Here is a 24,542-nt window from a genome sequence, read left to right as displayed (position 1 = left end):
GCCATTGCTGGCTTGCTAACTTATTTCGTTAAAAACTCATTTAAGTTAACTTAAAACGCGGTAAAATGTTTAGGTTTCTTACTTTATTTTTGTAGTATTCAGTTTTCAAAGAACAAATTGTCTTGCTTGAGAGATTGATCTCTCAAAACTGAACAAAGAATGATTGAACCAAGCAAGGATTCCATTATATTCCTTAGAAAGGAGGTGATCCAGCCGCACCTTCCGATACGGCTACCTTGTTACGACTTCACCCCAATCATCTGTCCCACCTTAGGCGGCTGGCTCCATAAAGGTTACCTCACCGACTTCGGGTGTTACAAACTCTCGTGGTGTGACGGGCGGTGTGTACAAGACCCGGGAACGTATTCACCGCGGCGTGCTGATCCGCGATTACTAGCGATTCCGGCTTCATGCAGGCGAGTTGCAGCCTGCAATCCGAACTGAGAATGGCTTTAAGAGATTCGCTTGACCTCGCGGTCTTGCTGCTCGTTGTACCATCCATTGTAGCACGTGTGTAGCCCAGGTCATAAGGGGCATGATGATTTGACGTCATCCCCACCTTCCTCCGGTTTGTCACCGGCAGTCTCATTAGAGTGCCCAACTGAATGCTGGCAACTAACAATAGGGGTTGCGCTCGTTGCGGGACTTAACCCAACATCTCACGACACGAGCTGACGACAACCATGCACCACCTGTCACTTTGTCCCCGAAGGGAAAGTCCTATCTCTAGGATTGTCAAAGGATGTCAAGACCTGGTAAGGTTCTTCGCGTTGCTTCGAATTAAACCACATGCTCCACCGCTTGTGCGGGTCCCCGTCAATTCCTTTGAGTTTCAGCCTTGCGGCCGTACTCCCCAGGCGGAGTGCTTAATGCGTTAGCTGCAGCACTGAAGGGTGGAAACCCTCCAACACTTAGCACTCATCGTTTACGGCGTGGACTACCAGGGTATCTAATCCTGTTTGCTCCCCACGCTTTCGAGCCTCAGCGTCAGTTACAGACCAGAGAGTCGCCTTCGCCACTGGTGTTCCTCCATATATCTACGCATTTCACCGCTACACATGGAATTCCACTCTCCTCTTCTGCACTCAAGTTCCCCAGTTTCCAATGACCTTCCACGGTTGAGCCGTGGGCTTTCACATCAGACTTAAGGAACCGCCTGCGCTCGCTTTACGCCCAATAAATCCGGACAACGCTTGCCACCTACGTATTACCGCGGCTGCTGGCACGTAGTTAGCCGTGGCTTTCTGGTCAGATACCGTCAAGGCTGGAGCAGTTACTCTCCAACTTGTTCTTCTCTGACAACAGAGTTTTACGATCCGAAAACCTTCTTCACTCACGCGGCGTTGCTCCGTCAGACTTTCGTCCATTGCGGAAGATTCCCTACTGCTGCCTCCCGTAGGAGTTTGGGCCGTGTCTCAGTCCCAATGTGGCCGATCACCCTCTCAGGTCGGCTACGTATCATCGTCTTGGTGAGCCATTACCTCACCAACTAACTAATACGCCGCGGGTCCATCCATAAGCGACAGCACAAAGGCCGTCTTTCCTTTCTCGATCATGCGATCAAGAAAACTATGCGGTATTAGCACCCGTTTCCGGATGTTATCCCCCTCTTATGGGCAGGTTACCCACGTGTTACTCACCCGTCCGCCACTATCTTCTCAGTGGAAGCAAGCTTCCATAGAAAAGACCGTTCGACTTGCATGTATTAGGCACGCCGCCAGCGTTCGTCCTGAGCCAGGATCAAACTCTCATGTAAATGTGGACTCTTGTACAGAAATCCTACACGTTAAGCTGATTGCTCTTAATTTTTTGCTGACTTTATGTTTGCGATACTAAGTATCGTCTTCGTTTGCTTCGACCGAAGTCTAAGCTCCTTGCACATTTGGTTCGTTCATTCTTTATTCAGTTTTCAAAGGCCAATCGTGTATCACGTATTACGTGATTGCTTATTTATATTATCACGGTCGCTTCATCTTGTCAACAGTTTTTGAAATTAAATTTCAAACTGTTTCTCGGATGAATCAGCAACTTTCATATGATAACATCGTTTTATCGTGCTGTCAACAATGATTCTTATCATGCCGTTGCCTTACAAAAGACAACTTCATAATACTATCATCATTTCAAACCTGTGTCAAACAGATTTCAGAATAAAATGCATCGGATCACCGAGGAACTAAACTTTACCACAAAATTGTAAGCCTTGTCAACAGCAGTGCATCAGCATTGTTGTGGATCTGCCACTTTTATTCGATGTGTTATTTGAAAACTAAATTTCAGTTGATTACTTACCTCTGGCAAAGCCATCCTCATCGGGGGTTCCAATCCAATCTTCCTCCTCCAGAAAGCCGCCTAAACTAGCGCGAACTAAACTTTTCGGCACAAAAAAAGCGGACAATGAATTGTCCGCCCCAATCAATTTGTAGCTTATAGTCTATCGTTTAATTCTTTAGCTAATTCTTCGAATCCAGGTTTGCCAAGAAGCGCAAACATGTTTTTCTTGTAAGCTTCTACACCTGGTTGGTCGAATGGGTTAACGCCGTTCAAGTAACCAGAGATACCTACTGCGATTTCGAAGAAGTATACTAGATAGCCTAAAGAGTAAGCATCCATTGCAGGCATAGTAACCAACAAGTTTGGTACGCCGCCGTCTGTATGAGCCAATAATGTGCCTTGGTAAGCTTTTGTATTTACGAAATCAACATCTTTACCTTCAAGATAGCCTAAGCCGTCTAAATCTTCTGCGCTTAAAGGAATTTTGATTGTTTTGCGTGGGTTAGCAACTTTTACGACTGTCTCAAAGATATTTCTTTGTCCATCTTGGATGGATTGGCCGATTGAATGCAAATCCGTCGAGAAATTCGCGCTTGTTGGATAAATACCTTTTTGGTCTTTACCTTCAGATTCGCCGAACAGTTGTTTCCACCATTCCGAAAGATATTGCATGCCTGGTTCATAGTTAGCTAAGATTTCAGTCACTTTGCCTTTGCGGTAAAGGATGTTGCGGATAGCTGCGTATTGGTATGCGACGTTAGTTGATAAATCAGGATTCGAGTATGCTTCACGGGCATCAGCAGCACCTTGCATCAACGCATCGATATCAGCCCCACTGACAGCGATTGGAAGAAGACCAACTGGTGTCAATACAGTGAAACGTCCGCCGACATCATCAGGAATTACGAAAGTTTCGTACCCTTCCATGTCCGCTTCATGCTTCGCTGCGCCTCTTGCTTTGTCTGTGGTAGAGTAAATGCGTTTTACTGCTTCTTCTTTACCATATTTTTTGATCAATAATTCTTTGAAGACACGGAAAGCAATCGCTGGTTCAGTTGTTGTACCTGATTTTGAAATCATGTTTACTGAAAAATCACGATCTCCGATCACTTCGATCAAATCAGCTAAATAAGTTGAGCTGATGCTGTTTCCTGCAAAGAAAATTTGAGGTGTTTTGCGATCCGCAGTTGTCTGAACGTTGTAAAAAGTGTTGTTAAGGAAGTCGATTGCAGCACGGGCGCCTAAATAAGAACCTCCGATACCGATAACAACCAAAACTTCTGAATCAGATTGGATTTTTTTCGCTGCCGCTTTGATGCGTGCAAATTCTGCTTTGTCATAATCTTTAGGAAGATCAATCCAGCCTGTGAAGTCGCTCCCTGGGCCTGTACCTTCACGAAGCGCTTTGTCAGCCGCTGTTACTTGGTATTGGATGTAATCCAACTCGTGTTGTGCAAAAAATTCCAAAGCTTTAGAGTAATCAAATTGAATATGTGACATTTAATATCCTCCTAATTTGTTTTTATAAAATGATTACTGATCGAAATAAGGAACCTTTAATGGTAAATAGGTACGCTGTCCAATTCCAAGTCAGTAAGTATTTCCGAGATTTCCGAAGATTTTTTCCATGCGAACTTGCCTGGTTCATTCAGTAAGCTGTCCAAATCGGAAGGTTTTTCTAATGAATCGAAAACAAATAAAGGCATATTTTTGCCATTTACTCTCATGTTCGTCAAGTCAAGCAATCGCAAGGACTCAGATTCAATGCCAACATGCGCCAGCAAGACTTCCATTATAGATCCTAAAGGGGATTTTCCGCCCTCGGATAAGTTTACACTAGGTAGGCTGTAGGATTCGTTTTCTGTATTGACCAGAAAGTAAGTTTCCTCCGCCTCATTAGTGACCATAATAGTCCCTGCCACTATGTTTTCTTTTTTCATAATGAATGTCCCCTTTCACCGGAAGTCGTAAAGACAGGATTATTCCCTGTCGATTTTCTGACTTTCTCGTCCTCTTTGGCCTCTTCGATCCAGGTAGGCATCATTTCTTTCAAGGTCTCAAAACCAATCTGCGGTAAGTATCTTCTTTTTCTTTTCTTTCTTTTTGCCGGGTAACAAGGTGTCGCCAACTTTTCCATAGCTCTGAGAGACAGGCTTATTTTCCCTGTGTACTCATCGATATCTATGATTTTGGCTTCCACTTCATCGTCGATTTGAATGAATTCGTCAAGATTAGTCACATATCCATGCCTGCATTCGGATATATGGATCAGGCCTTGCGTATTCTTGTCTAATGAAATGAACACGCCATATGATTGGATACCTGTTACATTTCCTTCAATTATGTCTCCGATTTTATATTCCATTTTCATTCATAATTCCCCTCACAGTACCATATAATTATACCACGTGCCTAGATGAAAGGATAGAATTTCTGATGCAACTTTGATCAGAAGCGACTCTTAGGCGGCGTCATAAAGATTACTACCTTGAAAACACTCCAGTAGTGTTAGGAGCGGCAGAAACAAGATAATCTTATCCATGAAGAAAAAGGGGCATTTTTTGTGCCCCCGTCTATACTATTATAAAATCGTGATGCTCTCGATGACAACGTCTTCGACAGGTTTGTCTTGAGCGCCTTTTTTCACGCCTTCGATAGCGTAGACTGTGTCCATGCCAGCTTCCACTTGTCCGAATACAGTATGTTTTTGATCCAACCAAGGTGTTCCGCCGTTTGTAGCATAAGCATCTATGATTTCTTTAGGCCAACCGCCAGCTTCCAATTGAGCTAACATTGTCATAGGCACTTCTTTAGCGGTAACGATGAAAAATTGGCTTCCGTTAGTGTTCGGTCCAGCATTTGCCATCGACAACGCACCATTCAGGTTGAAAAGACTCGTCGAGAATTCATCTTCAAAAGAATCGCCCCATACACTTGAGCCGCCCATACCAGTTCCTGTAGGATCTCCGCCTTGGATCATGAAGTCATTGATGACACGGTGGAAAATGATGCCGTCATAATAGCCGCTTTCAGCTAAACCCAAGAAGTTTTCGACTGTTTTTGGCGCCAAATCAGGGAATAAACGGAATGTGATATCCCCTTTATTTGTTTTCATAATGACTTTCTTATCGTTATCTGTTGCTTGTAATTGTGGAAATAAACTCATTATTCATCCTCCTTTTTTTTACATTTTACCACAATATGCAAAAGATTAATCCCCCGATTATCCAAAAATGAAAATTCAGCCCGTTTTTTCTTTTTCATTAGGCTGTATGTATCGATTCATGTTATCATAAATGAAAAGTAGCTATTTAAGTGAAGGATGAAAAATAATGATGATCTTCGAGAATTTCCCCTTAATTTGTTCCCTGGCAGCTATCATGTTCACCCAAGCTTTAAAATATCCGATTGCAATATTTTCAAAAGACAAGAAAACTTCCTTGTCGATCGTTACGACTACAGGCGGGATGCCTAGCTCCCACTCGGCTGCCGTCAGTTCGTTGATAACGGCACTCATTCTGCAATACGGTATCGGATCAGGATATGTATCCATTGCTACGACTTTCGGTGTCATCGTCATGTTCGACTCGATGGGCGTACGTCGTCAGAGCGGTGAGCAAGGCATCGTCCTCATCGACGCCATCAAAGAACTGACTCGCTTGTCGCTTAAGTTCCCTAAGAATGAGCAGGAACTGGTTGCGGATGAAAAGGATGAGAAAATTTATCCTGAAGAAATGGCCGTCAAAAAATACCTAGGTCACAAACCTTCGGAAGTTTTTGTCGGACTCTTGACAGGTATCTTTGTGACATTCATCGTCAGAATGTTCTATGAGCAGATCTGATACCTCTCCGGGCGATGCGTTCGCCCGGAGCAAAAACAACGGAGGAAGAAAATTGACAGATAAAGATCTATACGATATCACCATCATCGGCGGCGGCCCTGTCGGAATGTTTACGGCTTTCTACGCCGGACTGCGGCAAGCCAAAGTCAAAATCATAGAAGCATTACCCCAGCTTGGCGGCCAACCCGGCATGCTGTATGCTGAGAAAAATATATATGACATCGCAGGCTATCCTGCAATTTCCGGCGGCGACCTCGTCACTAACTTGAAAGAACAGATGGATCGCTTCGATACGAAGTTGGTATTCGGCGAAGAAGCGTTTGAACTCAAAAAAAATGCTGATGGCATCTTCGAAATCCAAACAACCAAAAACCGCCACTATTCGAAAGCTGTGATCATATCCGCAGGCAATGGGGCTTTTCGACCAAGGAAACTGGAAATAGAACATGCAGAGAAGTACGAGAACACCAATCTCCACTATTTCGTGAACAATATCGAGAGTTTCCGCGATAAAACGGTCGCCATTTGCGGCGGTGGCGATTCGGCAGTTGATTGGGCGTTGACATTGGAGCCGATCGCCAAAAAAGTCTATCTGATCCATCGGCGTCCGCAATTCCGCGCCCAAGAGCACAGCGTCCACTTGTTGCATGAATCGTCCGTCGAGGTCATGACGCCTTTTGTTCCTGTCAGCGTCAATGGAAACGATGAGTTCCTGACGAGCGTAACCCTTCAGGAAGCCCGCAAAGAAAACACTATTGACCTGGAAATAGATGACTTTTTGATCAATTACGGCTTTTCATCTTCCATCGGCGGCATGAAAAAATGGGGATTCGAAGTTCAAGGAAATGCCATCGTCGTGAACTCGAAAATGGAGACCACTATCCCTGGTGTCTACGCCATTGGAGATATCGGAACCTATTCCGGCAAAGTCAAACTGATCGCCACTGGATTTGGAGAAGCACCGGTAGCCGTCAACAATGCGATGGCGTACATTAATCCCGACACACGCGTGCAACCTATGCACAGCACTAGCTTATTTTAAATCTTATGGAGGGTCGTCTCACCCAGAGCCGGCCTTTTTTGCTTATCCCAGAATTATTGGATAAACTCTGCGTCAAATCCCGCTCATTGACTCAAATAGTGAATCAGGAATACCTCCTCTTTTGTTTTCAATCGTCATTCCTCTATAATAAAAGTATCAAATACGAATCCAGGAGGAATTTATATGGTCAAATCAGACAGTGAGTTGCATGCGAGGGCAGTGGCTTTAATAGAAGAACGCGGCGTGAGCGTCGAGGATATCGCCGACCTCGTTTTGCATCTCCAAAAATCCTATGTGGAAAATCTGACTATGGAGGAATGCATCGAAAACGTTAAAGCTGTATTCCTGAAACGGGAAGTGCAAAATGCAATAATTACTGGTATCGAAATAGATAAGCTCGCCGAATCGGGGCAACTCTCCCAACCACTGGCGGATATTATCCTGAACGATGAAGGGCTTTACGGCATCGATGAGATCCTTGCTCTTTCCATCGTCAACGTGTATGGGTCGATCGGCTTCACAAATTACGGATACATCGACAAAGTCAAACCCGGCATCCTGCAGAAACTGAACGACAAAACCGATTCAGAATGCCACACTTTCCTTGATGATATCGTTGGCGCCATCGCCGCAGCAGCCGCCAGCCGCATCGCGCACGACAACCCAAACAAAAGCGATATAATGAAATAGATTTTGTAGGATGCACTGTGACCATACCGGTCAAGTGTATCATGTGTCTAAGCGATTAAAATCGCAAGAGCCATGACAAATCCCGGGGAGAAATCGAGCACTAAGAGTACTAACACAAAGCGGACGCTTTTTGTCCGTGTGTGTTAGTACTCTTAGGCACTCAAACGTCACAGTGCGACGTTTGAGGTCTTTAGCAATCTTTGTACCAAGTCTAAAAGATACACTTGCTATTAGGGATTCAGAACACGTTTTAGAGAGTGTGACCATTCGCGTTTAGACACCCGCACTACACAAAAAGGGATGCCTCAATCAGAAGAGGCATCCCTTTTATAATGTATTATGTTGTTTTGACTTTCCTGCGTACCCAGAAGTACAGCAGCACAAGCAACAGTTCGATCATCACAAAGACCATCACAAAACAATGCATGAAAAAGTCCTGTGGCAACGCTAGGATGATGGGATCTGTCCGTGAATCAAAAATCCAGGCATCATTATTGAAGAAGACACCGTGGAACGCGACAAACAAACGGTCGAAGTTCATGAATATCACTGTCAAAGCCACTAATGGTGCAGCGATCATCAGGCGCAACGGATTCAGCATGCGCCAATAGCCTTGCTCTTTTTTCACCATCCGCAAAAATAACACGGTTGCGGCAGCCGATACGCCCAAAATAGCGTAATCCAGCAGGAACAGTCTTTTTACCTCATGAAAATGGAAAAGTCCGCTCTCGGAAGCCGGAAAATCAGGCATCTTCAATTCCGCGATCCATGGCAAATTCAGATACTGCATCAGGACGCGGTAATTATCCAGAATGACGTCTTTCGAAAACCCGGTCATTTGTTCAATGTTCAGATAATCGATATCAAAACTGTAGAGCGGTGTGAAGTTGATCGTGAAGGCGATGCTTGCACTCAACACAAGCAAAAAGATTGCTGTGTATCCGAAGAAATATTTCAGTTTCTGCGCCATCACTACACTTCCCACTCGGACAGATCATTGACGATATAGGTCGGTTGCTCATCCTTGCCTTCGATGTCCACCAGTTGGGAGAATCCTGTCAGGACCATCAATGTGTCCACACCATAATGGACACCCGCCAGGATATCCGTATTATAGTTGTCCCCGACCATGACGACATCTTCCTTCTCCAGTTGCATCCTTTTGATGGCGCCGGCCATGATTGTGGGATACGGTTTGCCGATGATCAGCGGTTCTTTCTGGGTGCAAGCCTTCAGAAAGGCAGTCAAAGCACCGGCTCCCGGAATAAATCCTTTTTCGGTCGGCAGATTGGTGTCGGGATTGGTGGCGACGAACTTAGCCCCCTTTTGGATGGCCAAACAGGCAGCCTCCAATTGCTGATATGTAACACCGCGATCCAAAGCTTGCAGCACAAAATCTGGATCTTCCTCGACCATTTCGAAGCCCGCAGATTGCACTTCCTGTTTCAAAGAGGCTTCACCGACGACCAAAACCTTTTTGCCGATGTTCAATTCATTCAGGTGATCCAATGCCGCCATGGCACTGGTGTAGATATGATCTTCTGTCACATCAATCTGGAAGTTATGCAGCAGATTTTCTTTGACTTCTGTAGCGGTCTTGGTTGCGTTGTTCGTGACGAACAAGAACGGAATGTTTTTATCCTGAAGTTCTTTGACGAAGACTTCCGCTGTCGGAATGCGTTCAGCACCTTTGTACACGGTTCCGTCCAGATCGATTAAATAACCTTTATACTTTTTGATGATGTTCTCCTCCTGATCACTGCTCAATCTTTTTGATTTGGAAACTTTTCTTCTCGCCTTTAGCAGACCTCGTTGTTGTCGTTTTTGGTTTATCCATAGGCTGGGAGTCCTTCGCATTCACATCTTTGATGACGAATCCTTTTTTCTTCCCTTGGCTTTTCGGTCTTTCGACATTTTTCGTTACCTTATTTTTGTTTGGTTGAGCCGGTGCGGTAGTCGGAGTCGGCTGGGCAGCTGTTTGGACAGTTGCATCATCTGGCAATTCCTCTCTGTTCGCTTCACGGTTTTTGCGTTTGCGGTTGCGCTTTGTTTTTGTGATTTTTTCTTTTTCGGCGCGCGTTTTCTCGATCACGAAATAGGCGCAGCCAAAGTTACAGTACTCATAGAGATAGTCTTCCAGGAAACTGATTTTCTTGTCTTGTGAGACTTTGCTGTTGTTATTCCTGTAAAAGCCTTTCAGACGTAATTGTTCATAGCCCCAATCCCCGACGATATAATCGTACTTGCTCAGAATGGACGTATATCTTCCAGCCAACGCTTCAGCATCAAAGCCTTCACGATGATCGATACTCAATTCGTATTCTTGGGTACCTACCAAAAGACGCTTTTCGTCCAATAATTTTACAATTTCTTCCTCTTCGTTACGGTCGCTTGTTTCCGACTCACCATCATCCGCAATAGTTTCCAGCAAGGAGTCCACTTGCGTTTTCAATGATTCATCCAGCAATTCCTTTTTATCCACGATAGCACCTCACTTTTCTCTCATTATGGGAAATTTGTTTTCTAAATGCAGACCGAACACGTCCCGTAGGAAATATGGGAATAACAGACGGCTGCGGCCTTCGTTTTCGATCGTTGGGAAATAGGTGATATACCGGAAATGGTCCACCGTCACAAAGGTGATGTCCTCTTCATCGGAAAGCTCCCTGCCTTCCACCGTCACTCGGTTCGTGTACGGATCGACCTCGAAGCCACGGTAGCAGAGCTCCCCGAAAATCCTTCCCCGGAAGCCCATGCCAGTTATTTCCTTCGTCATCAGTTCTTCACGTTGCGATTCCATTTCATCAATCATGACTTTAAAATCCCGCCCCGTCAGCGTGCATTCCAGCAAGCGCATCGGATGCGGCAGGATTTGATGCAGATGGTTTTTATTTATGATTCCTTCCGGCAAATCTTCCAGGAACAGTCCGGAGTTCAGAATGCCGAATGGTGTACCGGCATATTCGGTCACAGCATCCAATCCCAACAGCAACAAATCATTGATGTGGCCTTCATCCGCTTTGAGCCGAACCGGGTTTTCCGCGATCGGGATGGCAGACAGCAGTTCCTCGCCACGTTGCTGCAACTCCTCGACTTCTGCTCGATCGCCAGGTTCTTCCGGAAGATCTTCAGCTTCGATTAATTCCGCTTTACGATCCAAAATCCTGTCGGAATTATAGCTGACTGTCACATGGCCAATGTACTTCCCAAACTTGCCCGCTCCCAGCAACAAGGAATCATCCACATGCTTGCCTTCCGGCAGTACATGATGGGTATGCGCTCCGATGATGATTGGAATGAAACGGTACATTTCGCCGATATGGATGTCCTCGATGATGCCGACATGCGACAAAAGGATGATCAAATCAACGGACGGCGCTACTTTCAACAAAATTTTCGGTAGGACTTCATCCGATTCCTTCGGGTCCCAGCCGTTCGGGACATAACTGAGATAGAGCGGTGCCGTCAAGCCTATGATACCAACCTTTAAACCGCTGGACAAGGTCTTGATCAGATAAGGCTGCGCCCACTTCGGCAAAGCATCCGTTTCCGGATCATAGAGGTTCGCCAGCACAACCGGGAATTCGGCATCGTCGTAGAGTTCGTCCAATTGCCGTTTGTCGTTGCCGATTCCTTCATTGTTGCCGATCGTCACGGCATCGAAGGAAACTTGGTTCAACAATTCGATGTTTGCCTTGCCATTGGTGGCTTCCGTCAAAGGATGCACCCTGTCGCAGGCATCGCCGATGTCGAAGAGCAGAACCTCTTCTCCGTTCTTTTCATGAAAAGCCTTCTTCTCCAACAAAAAACGCCGAATTTTCGGCCAATTGTCAAAATGCGAATGCAGATCATTGATATGGTAGATGTGCAATTTCTTCATGATACGTTCTCCTTTTCCGTTGACAAAGAGGAACGTGCTTCATTCATCTTTCTCTTGAGTAATCTCTTCAACTTTAGCGTGCGCTGCAGTCATCAGATCGGCAGGACTGAGCTCAATCTGCGTACCGCGTTTGCCGCCGGACACCAGCACGCTCTTTTCATCAAGAATATGATGGGACAGATAGGTAGGGAATACTTTTTTCATCCCAATCGGCGAACAGCCTCCCCGGATGTACCCGGTGGTTGCTTCCAAATCCTTCAAAGGCAGCATTTCGATCCGTTTATTGCCGCTGACCTTCGCAAAAGCCTTCAGGTTCAGTTCGTTCTGCGCCGGGATGACCCCAACGACGACACCGGTCTTATCGCCGACCGCCACAATGGTTTTGTAGACCGTACCGGCATCCTGACTCATTTTCTCAAGGACCGAAAGCGCATCAAGGTGGTCCTCCGACCAAGCGTATTCGTGGACTGTATACGCGAGCTTCTGTTTATCCAGCATGCGCATCGCATTTGTTTTGGTTATTTTCTTATTTTTCACTGTCATCTTTCCTTTTTTTCTGATAATGCCTATTTTACCATATGTATAGGGATTGCATCCGGAAAAAGTGACGGTTCCTGCATAAAAAAGCGCAAAAATAGGGACCTCCCAGCGCAATGCTGCGGCAGTCCCTGATGTTTTGACGCTAGATTCTGATCAATGCTCCAAATTTTCAGCATGGAGCCCTACTCGTTTGGCCAAGTCGATGAACGTTTCTACTTCTTTATCTGAAAGGACAGAAAATATATCTGCGATATAAGCAGCATGCAATGGGAAAATGCGGTCCATCAATTTGCGCCCTTCTTCGGTAATGGCTGTAAAAATAACGCGGCGGTCAGTTGCACATGGGATGCGTTGCACTAGCCCTTTGCTCTCTAATTTATCGACAACGTACGTCAAACTGCTGCTGGCAAGCAAGACTTTCTTTCCGATGTTTTGGATCGGTTGCTCCCCTTTATGATACAACAATTCCATCACGGCGAATTCGGAAAAATTCAAACCTTGCTTCATCATATCTTTCTTCAGCTTGTCCTGTACATGTTGAGATGATTTAAATAACACAGTAAGGGCCTTTAAAGTATCGCGATCTGTTAAAGTCATCGTAACACCTCCCTTTTTTATTTCGATTTCGAAGTAATAATAGCACGAAAGAAAATGTTTGTCAAAATATACAAACGCTTGCATGATGGGAATAATAGCAATCGGTCCAAAACAAAAAAACCGCACGGATGGACATCCAAAGTCGTCCCGTACGGTTTTAAAAATTGTCATGAAAGCTGCTCACTCCACCCGAAATACAAAACAGTCAGATAAAGGATCAACGTCAACAACATCGCTACGGAAACATAATACCCGTAGAGCACGACGTCGAGGAATATCATACCGTTGGATATCAGCGGCGACAGGATGATTCCTGCCAAAAAAATCAGTTCCGCTGCCAATAAGAGCAGGACATTGGTTTGCCTGAACCTGAATAGCAAAAAATACGTCAGCAAACTCAGGACACATAATAATAGCACGAAATAATTTTGTGAATAAAACCGATAGCCGGATGTCGTGTCCAACGCTAATGTTTCATAATTTGGGAGCAGGATCCAAGGCATAAACATACTGATTCCAAAAAAGGCAAACAGTAAACCCAAAATTATAAGAGATGTATTTTTCATAATAGCTCCTTCTCGGTGATGAATCAGGACTTCCCTAATACACACGCTCCGCCAAATGTACTATACTATCTGAATAGTATATCACAAACAATCTTCATTACGACGATATTGCTAACTATAAGCAACAAAAACTATCTGGTTTTTGCCAGATTTGAAGGAGACTATCCATTTGAAAAAATACCTATACATCGGCATGGGTTTCTTGACGTTCGGTCTCGGGACTGTCGTGATATTCCTGCCGTTCCTGCCTACAACTGTCTTCTATCTGCTGACCGGCTTTTTCTGGGTCCGCAGTTCGGACCGTTTGCATAAGCAATTCATCGAATCGGAAAAATACAAACAATACATCGAGGAGCCGTTAGTAAAGAAAAACATCACGAACCCAGGAATGGTCCGGATGTTCGTGATGATGCTCTTCGTCTTTGCAATCCCTTTTGCGCTGACCGACAGCGCGTTGTTGCGCATCGTACTGATAATCGTATACTTGGCCCACCTGATCGGATTGACCTGGCATTTGCGGTTCAGAAAATGACACCACTCACGTCAATCTCCACCGTCAGATTACAGCTTGCCAACAGTTCCGGATAATCGCTGGCCACTTTCCGAATGGTCCTCCTCCTTGCGTGATAAATTCGAAATGACTTTCCGGATCAGTTGGGGCAGGACCTCTTCGTCGTCGATCAGCTCGCACAAGTCGGGGTTCGTGTTGATCGCCAAGTTGAAGATCAAAACGAGGGTGATCTACCGGACGGACAATCCGATGTTGCACAGCATCGAGGAGTGCCTGCAATTGATTGTCGCTGAAACGAGCAAATCCTAGCGATCATGGGGATCGGTCCTGTACCGTCTGCATCCGTTTTGTCTCAGTAAATGGTCCGATTCACCTAAAAAAACAGCGATTCTTCTCATTCAAGAGGGATCGCTGTTTTTTCATATTTATTTATTCTTTTTGCAGTTGTGCGTACTCCTGGCCGATCAAGCTGGCCACGTAATCCAACTGATAAGGATGACTGGCATAATCTTGACGAGAAGAGAATGTTAAGGTGTCCGATATGAATTTCGGATATTCTTTCTGCTGTCCGGTAACCATCCATATTTTCGGGATATCCTTCCCTTTAAGAATATTCCGTTGGTTGTCATAGTCAAAGTAGGAGCCCGTATAGGTGAAAAGGATAATCAAATGACTTGAATCCGCATTAACGATGTAATTAATCTGCTCTGCGTAGGAAATATTTGTATAAATCTGTTTCCGGAACATCAGCAGGTCGCTTTGAAGGATGATTGCGGCTGTTTGAGCTTTCAATAACCCGAAAACGGCCACTTCATCGTATTGCTGGATATCTTTTGTCAGTTGCATCAGTTTGGAAGTCGTTAGTGAAGCTTCCACCATATCGATGCTCGTTTTGATATGTTCACCCAAAGTGTGGATGCGTTTATCAATTGAAATATCCTCTGAAAAACCGGTATAGTCAAATTCTGTGGATTGAAGCAAATCCTTCAGCTCAACGAAACCATTCAGACCGATCTCTTTACAGAAGCGGGAAATCGAGCTGGGAGCAACATTGCAGTTCTCGGCCATTTCTTTGATACCTATATTTTTCATGTTGTCCAGATTCCCTAAAATATAAGTCGCGATCGTACTGTTGATCGAACCTCTCTTTTCTGCGGCAATGGCGCTGAGAAATACGATGGGGAGCTTACCGTAAAGCATGATTTCACCTTCCCTTTATTTTCCGCCGGCAAAGTTGTACAGCATTTTTTCTTTCATTTGGCTGACATCTTTTCCTAATACCTCTGCAATTTTGTATGCAAAAGGATATGGGGTAGCTGGGCCTTGGCTAGTGATGATATTTTGATCAAAGACGACAACTTCTTCTTTAAAGATACCACCTTTCAGCTTTTCAGCATAGCCTGTATATCCGGTAACTTGTTTTCCGTCAATTACTTCTGCATCGGACAAAACGATGGTTCCCGAACACATGGCCGCAACATATTTGTCGTGGGAATCAAAATAGCGAACCATCTCGATAACATCCGGATTTCCTCTCAAATTTGCTCCGCCCGGTCGGCCGCCAGGAAGGACCAAAACATCATATTCTTTAATCGCATCTCCGAAGAGACGATCGGCTTTTACATAGATGTGATGCATTCCTTTGATGAATCCTTCTTCAAAACCGAATGTATCACAGGGAATGCCCGCACGCCTCAAAATATCCACAATGGTCAGCGTTTCGCTTTCTTCGAAGCCTTCCGCCATTAACACCGCAACTTTACGCATAAACTTTGTCCCCCTTATGATCAAATGCACTGAAATAGACCATGCGATTTTTTACTGTTGCTGAATCGCCGCCGAGGATATCTACCAAGGCATAACTGAAGGCGTATGCTGTTGCTGGACCCCGGCTCGTAATCAATTTCCCGTCCACCACTACGATGTCTTCTTTGTAATGTCCGCTTGCAATTTTTTTATCATAGCCAACATATGCGGTGTAGTCTTTGTCCTCCAGTAGATTTGCTCTTTCCAGTACGATTGGCGCTGCGCACATTGCAGCGATATATTTGTCGGCGCGCTGCATTTCTTTAAGGGTGGCAATCACCCGTTCATCATCTCTTAAACTGACTGCGCCTTCGTATCCTCCAGGAAGAACGACCATTTCATAGTCTTGTGTAAGAGTGGGATAGAGCACCTTATCGCACCGAACGGTGATGTCATGTCCCCCTGTAACTTCTTCCGATAAACCGACCATATCGCATTCAATGGAAGCTCTACGCAAGATATCCACAATGGTTAATGTTTCTCCTTCTTCAAAGCCGGGTGCAACCAATACTGCTACTTTTGTCATAGTTATTTCCTCCTATCGTTATTGTCGAAATCATTATAATTGTTTATAGGACTCCTGACTAAGAATTTCCAGAATCTGGAAATTCATCGAGACAACAGCCGTTGGACGCAATTATTTTCTTATACCAGTCAAAAGATTTTTTCTTGAATCGCGCATTAGTCCCGTGCCCTTCATCATCCCGATCCACATAGACGAATCCATAACGTTTGCTCATTTCCCCAGTGGAAGCGGCCACCAAATCAATGCATCCCCAAGCTAGATAACCGATCATCTCAACACCATCCTGTTGTGATTCCCTCATGGCTCGAATATGTTGTCGGAGATATTCGATCCGGTAATCATCGCTGACCGTGCCGTTTTTTAGGACATCCTTTGCACCCAATCCATTTTCCACCAGGAAGAGCGGCTTTTGATAGCGATCGTAGAGAGTGTTCAAAGTAGTCCTGAGTCCAAGGGGATCCATCTGCCATCCCCAATCACTACTTTCAAGGTGGGGATTTTTTATGGATGTCATGATATTTGATTCCGTATTTTCTGCTGTATTTTCATATGAAATACAACGAGACGTATAGTAACTGAGTGCGATAAAATCGACCGGGTGATTCGCCAGCATAAGAAAATCATCTTTTTCGGTAACGAGTTGCACCCCCTTTTCAGCGAATAACCTGTCTGAGTAGGATGGGTAGGCACCGCGGGATTGAATATCGATGAAAAAATAACTTTCGCGATTTTTATTCAGGGCCGACCAAACATCTTTTGGGTGGCAAGAGAACGGATAATAGTCTCCTGCGGCCAACATACAGCCTATTTGGTTATTAGGATCGATTTCATGAGCCATTTTCGTTGCTGCTGCGCTGGCGACTAATTCATGATGCGCGGCTTGGTATTTCACTTGTTCAGGATTTTCTTCATCACATAGGATAAGCCCCGCTCCAGAAAAGGAATTATGCAGAATCACATTGATTTCATTGAAGGTGATCCAGTATTTTACGAGCCCTTTGAACGCAACGAAAAGGCTGCGGGCATACTTCAAATAGAAGGCGATCATCTTTCGGTTTTTCCAGGACCCATACGTTTCGACCAAATGCAATGGTACATCGAAATGACTGATGGTCACTACCGGCTCGATTCCATATGATTTGCACAGTTCGAATAACGATTTGTAGTAGCGGAGTCCTGCGGCGTTTGGTTCTTTTTCCTCGCCTGTGGGATAGATTCTTGTCCATGACACGCTCGTCCTAAAAGCCGTGATGCCCATTTCTGCCAGTAGTTTTATGTCTTCGGGGTAAGTGTGATAAAAATCTATGCCATCATGGGATGGGTAATGGTAATCGTTCTCGTCATAGAGTGTTTTATAATCGATCAACCCTTGTTTTATTTTACGTCGATTCACACCTTGAGGAACCACATCCATTACGGTCAGCTTTTTCCCATCCTCCATATAAGCTCCCTCAGCTTGGTTGGCTGCGATTGCACCACCCCATAAAAATGTATCCGTCATTTTGCAGCCTCTACATTTAAGACTAATGGCTTTTTATCCACAGTAAAATCCAATGAATTGAATTCCTTTGCATTCGTCACAATTACCGGTGTGGTGAGGTCATAGCCCTTAGATTGGATGAAATCGTTATCAAATCTGATTAGAACGTCACCGATAGCAATCGGATCCCCTTCTTTGACAAGCGTTTCGAATCCTTGACCATGTAATTCGACTGTGTCCAGTCCGATGTGAATCAGAACTTCTACTCCGTCATCGTTCCGCAGCCCGATGGCATGTTTAGTTTCAAACAGCATAACCACGTTACCGTCGAAAGGAGCGCATACTGTTCCTTCGGTCGGCTCAATCGCAAACCCTTCCCCCAACATGCCGGTTGAGAAGACAGTATCTTTCACTTCTGACAATGGAATGATAGTTCCAGGTATTGGTTGAACCATCGCAATTTTTTTCGTGAGCAGTTGTTCTGTTTCGTTTTTCGGTTCAATTTCTTCAGCTTGTCTGATCCCTAAAACGAGCGTGCCTACAAATGCGATGGAGATGCTGATCGCTACCGCAATCAATACATGAATATAGCTGTCAGCAATATACGTAGGCAAAGCCAAGATGCCTGGCAAAATGATAGCAGTAGCCCCGCCACCGAAGAAGTTCATGTAGGCTGCACCGATTCCTCCGCCCAACATAGCACAAAGCATAGGATTTTTGTATTTCAGATTAAATCCGAACATTGCTGGTTCGGTTACACCAAACAAAGCAGTGATGCCACTCGTAAAAGCTGAACTTTTTTCGGTTTTATTTTTTAGCAAGAAGAATACGGCCAACGTTGCACCCGCTTGAGCCAAATTGCCGGTCAGATTGGCCGGAGAGATGACGGAAAACCCGTATTCTGCAATCAATTGCGTATTGATGGGAGTTATTGCATAATGCATCCCCAAGATTATCAGTAACGGACGGAAAGTTCCGAACAGGAAGGCGCCGAGAACACCATTAACGTTGTATAGCCACGTGACGAACTGCGCCACGCTTTGGCCGATGTATGAGCCGAACGGTCCAATCGCTATCAATTCAAGTGGAACCATGATGAAAAGCACAAGCATTGGGACAAAAAGCACTTTAAAAGTGTCAGGGATTAGTTTGTTGATGAACCGATACACATAAGACATTATCCAGACGCTGATGATGATGGGAATGATTGTAGATTTATAATTCACCAATAAAATCGGCAGTCCCATAAAATCCAATGATTTCACCCCGGTCTCTGCAGCCAACAATGCACCATTCTGGATCGTGGGATACATCAATGCCCCGGCAAGAGCAATTGCCAAAAACTCATTGGTCTTGAACTTCTTAGCCGAACTGACAGCCAGAAAGAACGGAAAGAAATAAAACAATAGATCACCGATCATATTAAAAATAGCAAAGGTGCTGCTTTCAGTTGATATAAGGGAAAAAGTAGTCAAAACGGCGGTCACGGATTTTATCATCCCACAGCCGATCAAGACTGGAATCACTGGTCCAAAAACTCCTGATATCGTCTCTATAATTTGCGAAACCACGTTCTTCTTCGTTTCTGTCTTCTGCACGATGACATCATCGTTCAGGCTTATCAACTTTTGCATTTCTTCAAAAATTCCACCCACTTTTGCACCGATGATCACTTGTAGTTGTCCATTTTTATATTGGGATTTGATGACGCCTTCAACTCTGTCCAATTGCTCCAGGTTAACGATGGAAATGTCCTTAACATTGAAACGGAGTCGGGTTGCACAATGTGTTAAATAAGAGACATTATCTGCACCGATTATTTGAATGATTTCTTTTGCGGTTTCTGTATGATTCATAGTGATTCTCCTTTTATGTATTCCCCGGGTATACACAGAAGTATAAAACCGTTTACAAAACACTTCCATTGTTTTCCGATTTCTGGAATTAGAAAATGAAAAAGCTTACATCACTTACTATAGGGGCATCAACATGCGGTAAACTGATTGGATTCATCTTGACAAAACAAAATGGACACTTAATTCCTTCATTCGAGGAATTTAGTGTCCATTTTATATTTTTTGTATTAATTTTCACTGGCGTTAAACTTGCAGCCAGGTAATCTGCTGGGGTTTCACTCCGATAAGTATTCAATCGCCTTGCGGTATTTCTCTGCCCGCTCCCTATCTTTTTGCGTGATCTTCCCCAAACGGCTCATATCCGAATTATGCTTCAGATCCGCCAACTTCACGGCAGTGGCCAACCGATTCTTTTTAACACCAGCCAAATATGCGGCATAGTTTTGGTTAGGCTTTTTGGTCAATGCATTAACAGCTTCGACAACATTGTCCGGCAAGCCCTTAGCCAACAATTCACTGGCCGTCACGTCCGTATCCTCGATGATGTCATGCAGCAGCGCGACAGCCTTCTGCTCATCCGTCGTCACCATCGCAGCCACTTGTTGGGGATGCAGGATATAATCAAGCCCGGCTTTATCCGTCTGTCCGGCATGCGCCTCTTTCGCTATTTCAAACGCCAATTCCTCCAACATGGTTGCACCGCCTTTCTCATCCATTATAATCGACTTTGTTAAAAATATAAAAAAGGATCAGCGTCAACTGATCCGAATGTTTATTTATATTTCAATTTGGCGATCAAAATGATCAAGGCCAAGCAGAAAGTGACGACATTGGCGATGAAAAGCGCCATGTCGCCGATTATGTATCCGTGCACCATCCATAAGAAGATGCCTATCACAGACATGAGGTACATCCCCAACGAAATGGCTTTTGTATCCTTTGTCTGCAAAACTTTGATAACCTGCGGCAAAAATGCCAATGTTGTCAATATTCCTGCGACTGTTCCAATCATATTCTTTTCCCCCTATTGTGTTTTTATTTCATTTTATAGACCAAGTAGTCCAGACAGTCGATTGCCTTCTGGTCCTCATGGATTTTATCCAATAAGTTGTTCCGGTGTTTCTTCAGCAAATCCATTTGCTTTGACTGATCGTTCGTTTGGCGGTATTGTAGAAAAACAGCGACTGTTTTGGCATCGCAGCCGGCATCCTTCAGATTTGTGATCAACATTTCTTCAGTTATGTCCAATCGTCTCACTCCTCTTGACAATAGAATACCTCGAATCAGTAGGAACATCAAATACCTATATCAGATAGTTTGCTATACTTGAAAGGCATATCAGAAAGCGTTAAAATGGTGCTGAAGGAGTTGAGGACATGGAACTCAGAGTGCTGCAGTATTTTTTGACGATCGCAAGGGAACAGAGCATTTCAGGAGCAGCGGAATTTTTGCATATCACGCAACCGACCCTTTCCAGACAAATGAAGGAACTGGAAGAGGAACTCGGCAAGCAGCTATTCATCAGGGGTAACCGCAAGATCACTTTGACGGATAACGGCATGCTGCTGAGAAAACGGGCTGAGGAAATCATCCAGCTCGTGGAGAAAACCGAGTCGGAAATGAATGCGGACACTGCCGAATTCAGCGGAGACATTTATATCGGCGGTGGCGAATCCGAAGGCATGCGGATCATCGCGCGCGCAATCAGCAAGGCCCAATCGGAGCACCCATTGCTCAAATTCCATCTGTTCAGCGGTAATGCCGAGGATGTCACGGATCGATTGGATAAAGGTTTGCTCGATTTCGGGGTTCTTGTGGAGCCAACGAACATGACCAAATATGATTTCATCAAGCTGCCGACAAAGGACATCTGGGGTGTCCTGATGAGGAAAGACAGTCCCTTGGCTGCTTTGGAAAGCGTCACACCAAAGGATCTGAGAGGTAAGCCGATCATCTTCTCGAACCAGCTGCTGGTCAAAAATGAGCTCGCCGGCTGGCTCGGTGGCAATGAACGCAGCCTGAATATCGTCACAACCTATAACCTTCTTTATAATGCCTCCCTACTCGTAGAAGAAAACAATCATTATGCGCTTTGCTTGGATGGCATCATCCATACCGGCGAAGGCAGCGACTTATGCTTCCGGCCATTGGAACCGCGGCTTGAAGTCGGGCTTCATTTCGTATGGAAGAAATACCAGGTGTTTTCAAAAGCCTCGGACTATTTCTTGGGATTGGTGCAGGAAGAGGCAAAATCCCAAAGCTAGCAATGAAAGAATATATGAGATAAAAAAATACCCGATGAATGGCTGCGCGTAGTTGGCGAGCTCCATCGGGTATTTTCGTCATGTTTTGGAAACCACCCTGCTTATCTGCGTACTTTCTTGGATTCCGCTCGCGCCTTTGCTTTATAAAAATAATGTTTGGCGACTTCCGTTACGATCACGTACAAGCCTAGGATAAGGAACAAAGACAGCATCAGCATTGGCTGGATCGGCTCAATGCCCAGGTATTGATGGAACGGCAGATACGGGATCAGCAAAGTGATGATACCCACAACGATGGATGAATATAATAGGATCGGGGCGGGTTTGCTCCTGTAGAAACGCTTCTGCGTACGCATAACCAATAATACCAACAATTCCGTGAGCACTGAAAAAGTGAACCAACTGCTCTGGAATAATCCGTGCTTGGCATCAAAACCGATGAACAAGAGGGCAAACGTCAGGTAGTCAAAAACAGAACTGACCAGCCCAAAGACAAACATAAAATCACGGATGAAATGGATATCCCATCTGAGCGGCTTTTCCACTGTTTCCTTATCCACGCTATCATTGGCGATGGTTATCGCAGGGAAATCACTCAAAAAATTGATCAAGAGAATTTGTTTGGGGAGCAACGGCAGGAACGGCAGGAATAAGGATGCCCCCGCCATGCTGAACATATTGCCGAAATTGGCACTGGTGGTGACTTGGATGTATTTAAGCGTGTTGGCAAAAGTTGTCCTTCCCATCACAATACCGCGGCTCAGTACTTCCAGGTTTTTTTCCATCAATACGAAATCAGCGGATTCCTTAGCCACATCAACGGCGTTATCCACTGATAGGCTGACGTCTGCCGCGTGCAGCGCCGGCACATCGTTGATACCATCGCCCATATAGCCCACCACATGATTTTTCTTTTTCAGGGCTAGGATAATCCGCTCCTTCTGGTTGGGATCCACTTCTGCAAATACCGTAGTGGCTTCGATTTTAGCCCACAAGGCTTCATCGCTCAGCTTCATCAGTTCCGATCCGGTCAGAATCCCAGTGACTTTCAGACCTACCGCCTCGGCAGTGTGCAAGGCGATTAACTTATTGTCCCCAGTAATTATTCGCAAACTGACCCCTTTACGCGCCAACTCTAAAATGGTCTGCGAAACATCCGCTTTCGGATGGTCAAAGAGGAGCAAAAAGCCCATCAGCACCATTTCCTTTTCATCTTCCACTGTATACTTTTCCTTCGAGGCCACCGTCTTTTTGGCGACCGCGATGATGCGTATCCCTTGGCCGCTCCATTCTTCATAGTGCTGTTGGATGCTGGAGAGGACCTGCTCATCCATGGCCTTTTCGGAACCAGCGATTTCAACCCGCGTGCAAATGGCGAGGACGCTGTTCAAAGCCCCCTTCACGATCATCGTGTACTGTCCATCCTCCTGAACAATGACACTGAGGCGTTCACGGTTGAAATCAAAAGGGATTTCTCCTTGCTTTTTGATGGCGCTGATATCCACATCTTTTGATGCGCTGATTGCCTCGTCCAGCGTATTCACCATCCCCGTCTGAAGGCTCGCATTCAAGTACGCAAGCCGGAACACTGCGTCGGAGGGCTGTCCTTCAAAATCAGCCGCTCCATCGAGACGGATTGCCCCTTCCGTCAAGGTTCCAGTTTTATCGGTGCAAAGGATATCCATGCTGCCAAAATTTTCGATTGCGGTCAAGCGGCGGACGATGACTCCTTCCTTCGCCATGATGCGGGATCCTTTCGAGAGGGTAATGCTGATGATTGCCGGCAGAAGCTGCGGCGTAATCCCAACTGCAAGGGCAACCGAGAAAAGCAGGGCTTCGATAGCTGGCCTGTTCATGATGACGTTGATCGCGAAAACGACTAGGGTAAGGATAAGCATAATTTCAGTCAATAAATAACCGAACCTTCTTACACCGCGCTCAAATTCCGTTTCCGGCGGGCGCAAAGAAAGTTTATCGGCGATTTGCCCGAATTCGGTGTTTGCTCCCGTTTCCATTACCAACATTGTGGCGTTTCCGCTCTGTACACTCGTACCCGTGTAGACACAGTTGGTGCGTTCCTCCAGGCTGGCGTCATCACTGACCTTATCCGGCTTCTTTTCGGAAGGTTGGGATTCTCCTGTGAGGATGGACTGGTTGACAAATAGATTCGTGCTTTCGAGAATCAAGCCGTCAGCGACAATGAGGCTGCCGGTTGAAAGTCTGATGATATCTCCCGGTACTACCGCTTTTGATGCAATCTCGATCGGCTTGCCATCGCGAAGGACAACGGATTTTGACTGCACTTTCGCCCGGAGCTCCGCAATGACATTTCCAGCAGTATATTCCTGATAAAAACTGAGTGTCGCACTCGCCAAGATGATGGCCAGGATGATCATCGCATCAATCCATTCCCCTGTCGCAGCCGAAATGCCGGTTGCAACAATCAACATGAGGATGATTGGATTTTTGAATTGGCTGAGGAAGGCCTTGAGTTGCGTATTTTTCTTCTGTTCTTTTAGCGTATTTTGACCGTGCTGTTTCAGTCTTACCGCCGCTTCCTCAGCAGACAGACCGTTTGCGTTGGAATGGACAGCTAGAAGCACCTCTTCTGGAGTCTTACTCCAATAGTTAATCCTCCCTTTTTCTTGCATGAAACGCCCTTCTTTCC

Annotated in this window: 26 protein-coding genes and 1 rRNA gene; 6 read left to right on the top strand and 21 right to left on the bottom strand. The window is 45.2% G+C overall.

The features are described 5' to 3' along the window. Positions 1-197 precede the first annotated feature (197 nt). From AC0J5I_RS10710 to AC0J5I_RS10690, 5 genes are all read right to left on the bottom strand, one after another. Positions 198-1,756, bottom strand: a 16S ribosomal RNA gene (locus AC0J5I_RS10710). 671 nt (positions 1,757-2,427) lie between these two features. Beyond that, entirely contained in the window at positions 2,428-3,774 is a 1,347-nt protein-coding gene (locus AC0J5I_RS10705; protein WP_475299802.1) for a glucose-6-phosphate isomerase, read from the bottom strand. 56 nt (positions 3,775-3,830) lie between these two features. Then, positions 3,831-4,214, bottom strand: a complete 384-nt coding sequence (locus tag AC0J5I_RS10700) for a hypothetical protein (protein ID WP_475299801.1) — start codon at positions 4,212-4,214, stop codon at positions 3,831-3,833. Beyond that, entirely contained in the window at positions 4,211-4,645 is a 435-nt protein-coding gene (locus AC0J5I_RS10695; RefSeq protein WP_475299800.1) for a CvfD/Ygs/GSP13 family RNA-binding post-transcriptional regulator, read from the bottom strand. The genes AC0J5I_RS10700 and AC0J5I_RS10695 overlap by 4 nt, the downstream gene beginning before the upstream one ends. Positions 4,646-4,855: 210 nt before the next feature. After that, a complete protein-coding gene (locus tag AC0J5I_RS10690; RefSeq protein ID WP_475299799.1) occupies positions 4,856-5,440 on the bottom strand; it encodes a peptidylprolyl isomerase in 585 nt (194 codons plus the stop codon). Between the two features lie 166 nt (positions 5,441-5,606). Between AC0J5I_RS10690 and AC0J5I_RS10685 the strand changes: the two genes are divergently transcribed. The 3 genes from AC0J5I_RS10685 to AC0J5I_RS10675 all read left to right on the top strand — a co-directional run bounded on the left by AC0J5I_RS10685 (position 5,607) and on the right by AC0J5I_RS10675 (position 7,848). Further along, positions 5,607-6,116 carry a divergent PAP2 family protein gene (locus tag AC0J5I_RS10685; RefSeq protein ID WP_475299798.1) on the top strand — a complete coding sequence of 170 codons (510 nt, stop codon included), beginning with the start codon at positions 5,607-5,609 and terminating at the stop codon, positions 6,114-6,116. 52 nt (positions 6,117-6,168) lie between these two features. After that, the gene (locus tag AC0J5I_RS10680; protein WP_475299797.1) at positions 6,169-7,158 is read left to right on the top strand and encodes an NAD(P)/FAD-dependent oxidoreductase; all 990 of its coding nucleotides are present in this window, start codon (positions 6,169-6,171) and stop codon (positions 7,156-7,158) included. 183 nt (positions 7,159-7,341) lie between these two features. Further along, entirely contained in the window at positions 7,342-7,848 is a 507-nt protein-coding gene (locus AC0J5I_RS10675) for a phosphatidylglycerophosphatase A family protein (protein WP_475299796.1), read from the top strand. A gap of 337 nt (positions 7,849-8,185) precedes the next feature. On the opposite strand, the gene AC0J5I_RS10670 is transcribed toward AC0J5I_RS10675, so the two are convergent. The 7 genes from AC0J5I_RS10670 to AC0J5I_RS10640 form a co-directional block, all read right to left on the bottom strand. Further along, on the bottom strand, positions 8,186-8,818 hold the full coding sequence (locus AC0J5I_RS10670; protein ID WP_475299795.1) for a TIGR01906 family membrane protein: 633 nt from the start codon (positions 8,816-8,818) through the stop codon (positions 8,186-8,188). 2 nt (positions 8,819-8,820) lie between these two features. Next, complete coding sequence (locus tag AC0J5I_RS10665) at positions 8,821-9,615, bottom strand: TIGR01457 family HAD-type hydrolase (RefSeq protein WP_475299794.1); 795 nt, start codon at positions 9,613-9,615, stop codon at positions 8,821-8,823. Beyond that, positions 9,605-10,330 (bottom strand): YutD family protein, encoded by a 726-nt coding sequence (locus AC0J5I_RS10660; protein WP_475299793.1) that lies wholly within the window; start codon positions 10,328-10,330, stop codon positions 9,605-9,607. The genes AC0J5I_RS10665 and AC0J5I_RS10660 overlap by 11 nt, the downstream gene beginning before the upstream one ends. A gap of 9 nt (positions 10,331-10,339) precedes the next feature. Beyond that, entirely contained in the window at positions 10,340-11,728 is a 1,389-nt protein-coding gene (locus AC0J5I_RS10655) for a bifunctional metallophosphatase/5'-nucleotidase (protein WP_475299792.1), read from the bottom strand. 39 nt (positions 11,729-11,767) lie between these two features. Then, positions 11,768-12,265 (bottom strand): Cys-tRNA(Pro) deacylase, encoded by a 498-nt coding sequence (gene ybaK, locus AC0J5I_RS10650; RefSeq protein ID WP_475299791.1) that lies wholly within the window; start codon positions 12,263-12,265, stop codon positions 11,768-11,770. A 156-nt stretch (positions 12,266-12,421) separates the two neighbouring features. Then, positions 12,422-12,865 carry a MarR family winged helix-turn-helix transcriptional regulator gene (locus tag AC0J5I_RS10645; protein ID WP_475299790.1) on the bottom strand — a complete coding sequence of 148 codons (444 nt, stop codon included), beginning with the start codon at positions 12,863-12,865 and terminating at the stop codon, positions 12,422-12,424. Between the two features lie 167 nt (positions 12,866-13,032). Continuing rightward, positions 13,033-13,431 (bottom strand): hypothetical protein, encoded by a 399-nt coding sequence (locus AC0J5I_RS10640; protein ID WP_475299789.1) that lies wholly within the window; start codon positions 13,429-13,431, stop codon positions 13,033-13,035. A 169-nt stretch (positions 13,432-13,600) separates the two neighbouring features. Between AC0J5I_RS10640 and AC0J5I_RS10635 the strand changes: the two genes are divergently transcribed. After that, positions 13,601-13,963 carry a YbaN family protein gene (locus tag AC0J5I_RS10635; protein ID WP_475299788.1) on the top strand — a complete coding sequence of 121 codons (363 nt, stop codon included), beginning with the start codon at positions 13,601-13,603 and terminating at the stop codon, positions 13,961-13,963. Between the two features lie 87 nt (positions 13,964-14,050). Continuing rightward, complete coding sequence (locus AC0J5I_RS10630) at positions 14,051-14,251, top strand: hypothetical protein (RefSeq protein WP_475299787.1); 201 nt, start codon at positions 14,051-14,053, stop codon at positions 14,249-14,251. Positions 14,252-14,371: 120 nt separating this feature from the next. Here AC0J5I_RS10630 and AC0J5I_RS10625 read toward each other — a convergent pair whose 3' ends face one another. The 8 genes from AC0J5I_RS10625 to AC0J5I_RS10590 form a co-directional block, all read right to left on the bottom strand. Continuing rightward, positions 14,372-15,142, bottom strand: a complete 771-nt coding sequence (locus AC0J5I_RS10625; protein WP_475299786.1) for a MurR/RpiR family transcriptional regulator — start codon at positions 15,140-15,142, stop codon at positions 14,372-14,374. Positions 15,143-15,157: 15 nt separating this feature from the next. Beyond that, a complete protein-coding gene (locus AC0J5I_RS10620) occupies positions 15,158-15,739 on the bottom strand; it encodes a DJ-1 family glyoxalase III (RefSeq protein WP_475299785.1) in 582 nt (193 codons plus the stop codon). Further along, positions 15,702-16,274 carry a DJ-1 family glyoxalase III gene (locus AC0J5I_RS10615; RefSeq protein ID WP_475299784.1) on the bottom strand — a complete coding sequence of 191 codons (573 nt, stop codon included), beginning with the start codon at positions 16,272-16,274 and terminating at the stop codon, positions 15,702-15,704. The genes AC0J5I_RS10620 and AC0J5I_RS10615 overlap by 38 nt, the downstream gene beginning before the upstream one ends. Positions 16,275-16,332: 58 nt before the next feature. Continuing rightward, positions 16,333-17,775 (bottom strand): 6-phospho-beta-glucosidase, encoded by a 1,443-nt coding sequence (ascB, locus tag AC0J5I_RS10610; protein ID WP_475299783.1) that lies wholly within the window; start codon positions 17,773-17,775, stop codon positions 16,333-16,335. Beyond that, positions 17,772-19,610, bottom strand: a complete 1,839-nt coding sequence (locus AC0J5I_RS10605) for a beta-glucoside-specific PTS transporter subunit IIABC (protein ID WP_475299782.1) — start codon at positions 19,608-19,610, stop codon at positions 17,772-17,774. Before AC0J5I_RS10605 ends, ascB begins: the two co-directional genes overlap by 4 nt. A 275-nt stretch (positions 19,611-19,885) precedes the next feature. Further along, positions 19,886-20,326: an HD domain-containing protein gene (locus AC0J5I_RS10600; protein ID WP_475299781.1), complete on the bottom strand. Its 441-nt coding sequence runs from the start codon at positions 20,324-20,326 to the stop codon at positions 19,886-19,888. Positions 20,327-20,382: 56 nt separating this feature from the next. Further along, positions 20,383-20,622 carry a SemiSWEET transporter gene (locus AC0J5I_RS10595; protein WP_475299780.1) on the bottom strand — a complete coding sequence of 80 codons (240 nt, stop codon included), beginning with the start codon at positions 20,620-20,622 and terminating at the stop codon, positions 20,383-20,385. A gap of 23 nt (positions 20,623-20,645) precedes the next feature. Further along, positions 20,646-20,858, bottom strand: coding sequence for a MerR family transcriptional regulator (locus AC0J5I_RS10590; RefSeq protein ID WP_475299779.1), 213 nt, complete (start codon positions 20,856-20,858; stop codon positions 20,646-20,648). Positions 20,859-20,986: 128 nt separating this feature from the next. On the opposite strand from AC0J5I_RS10590, the gene AC0J5I_RS10585 reads away from it, so the two are divergent. Further along, positions 20,987-21,874, top strand: a complete 888-nt coding sequence (locus tag AC0J5I_RS10585) for a LysR family transcriptional regulator (RefSeq protein ID WP_475299778.1) — start codon at positions 20,987-20,989, stop codon at positions 21,872-21,874. A gap of 101 nt (positions 21,875-21,975) precedes the next feature. Here AC0J5I_RS10585 and mgtA read toward each other — a convergent pair whose 3' ends face one another. After that, the gene (gene mgtA / locus AC0J5I_RS10580) at positions 21,976-24,525 is read right to left on the bottom strand and encodes a magnesium-translocating P-type ATPase (protein WP_475299777.1); all 2,550 of its coding nucleotides are present in this window, start codon (positions 24,523-24,525) and stop codon (positions 21,976-21,978) included. Positions 24,526-24,542 lie beyond the last annotated feature (17 nt).

The sequence above is a fragment of the Trichococcus sp. TS_SC_9 genome (genome assembly GCF_056156325.1).
The sequence above is the reverse complement of the archived record's forward strand: the minus strand, read 5'-3'. Positions and strand labels throughout refer to the sequence as shown.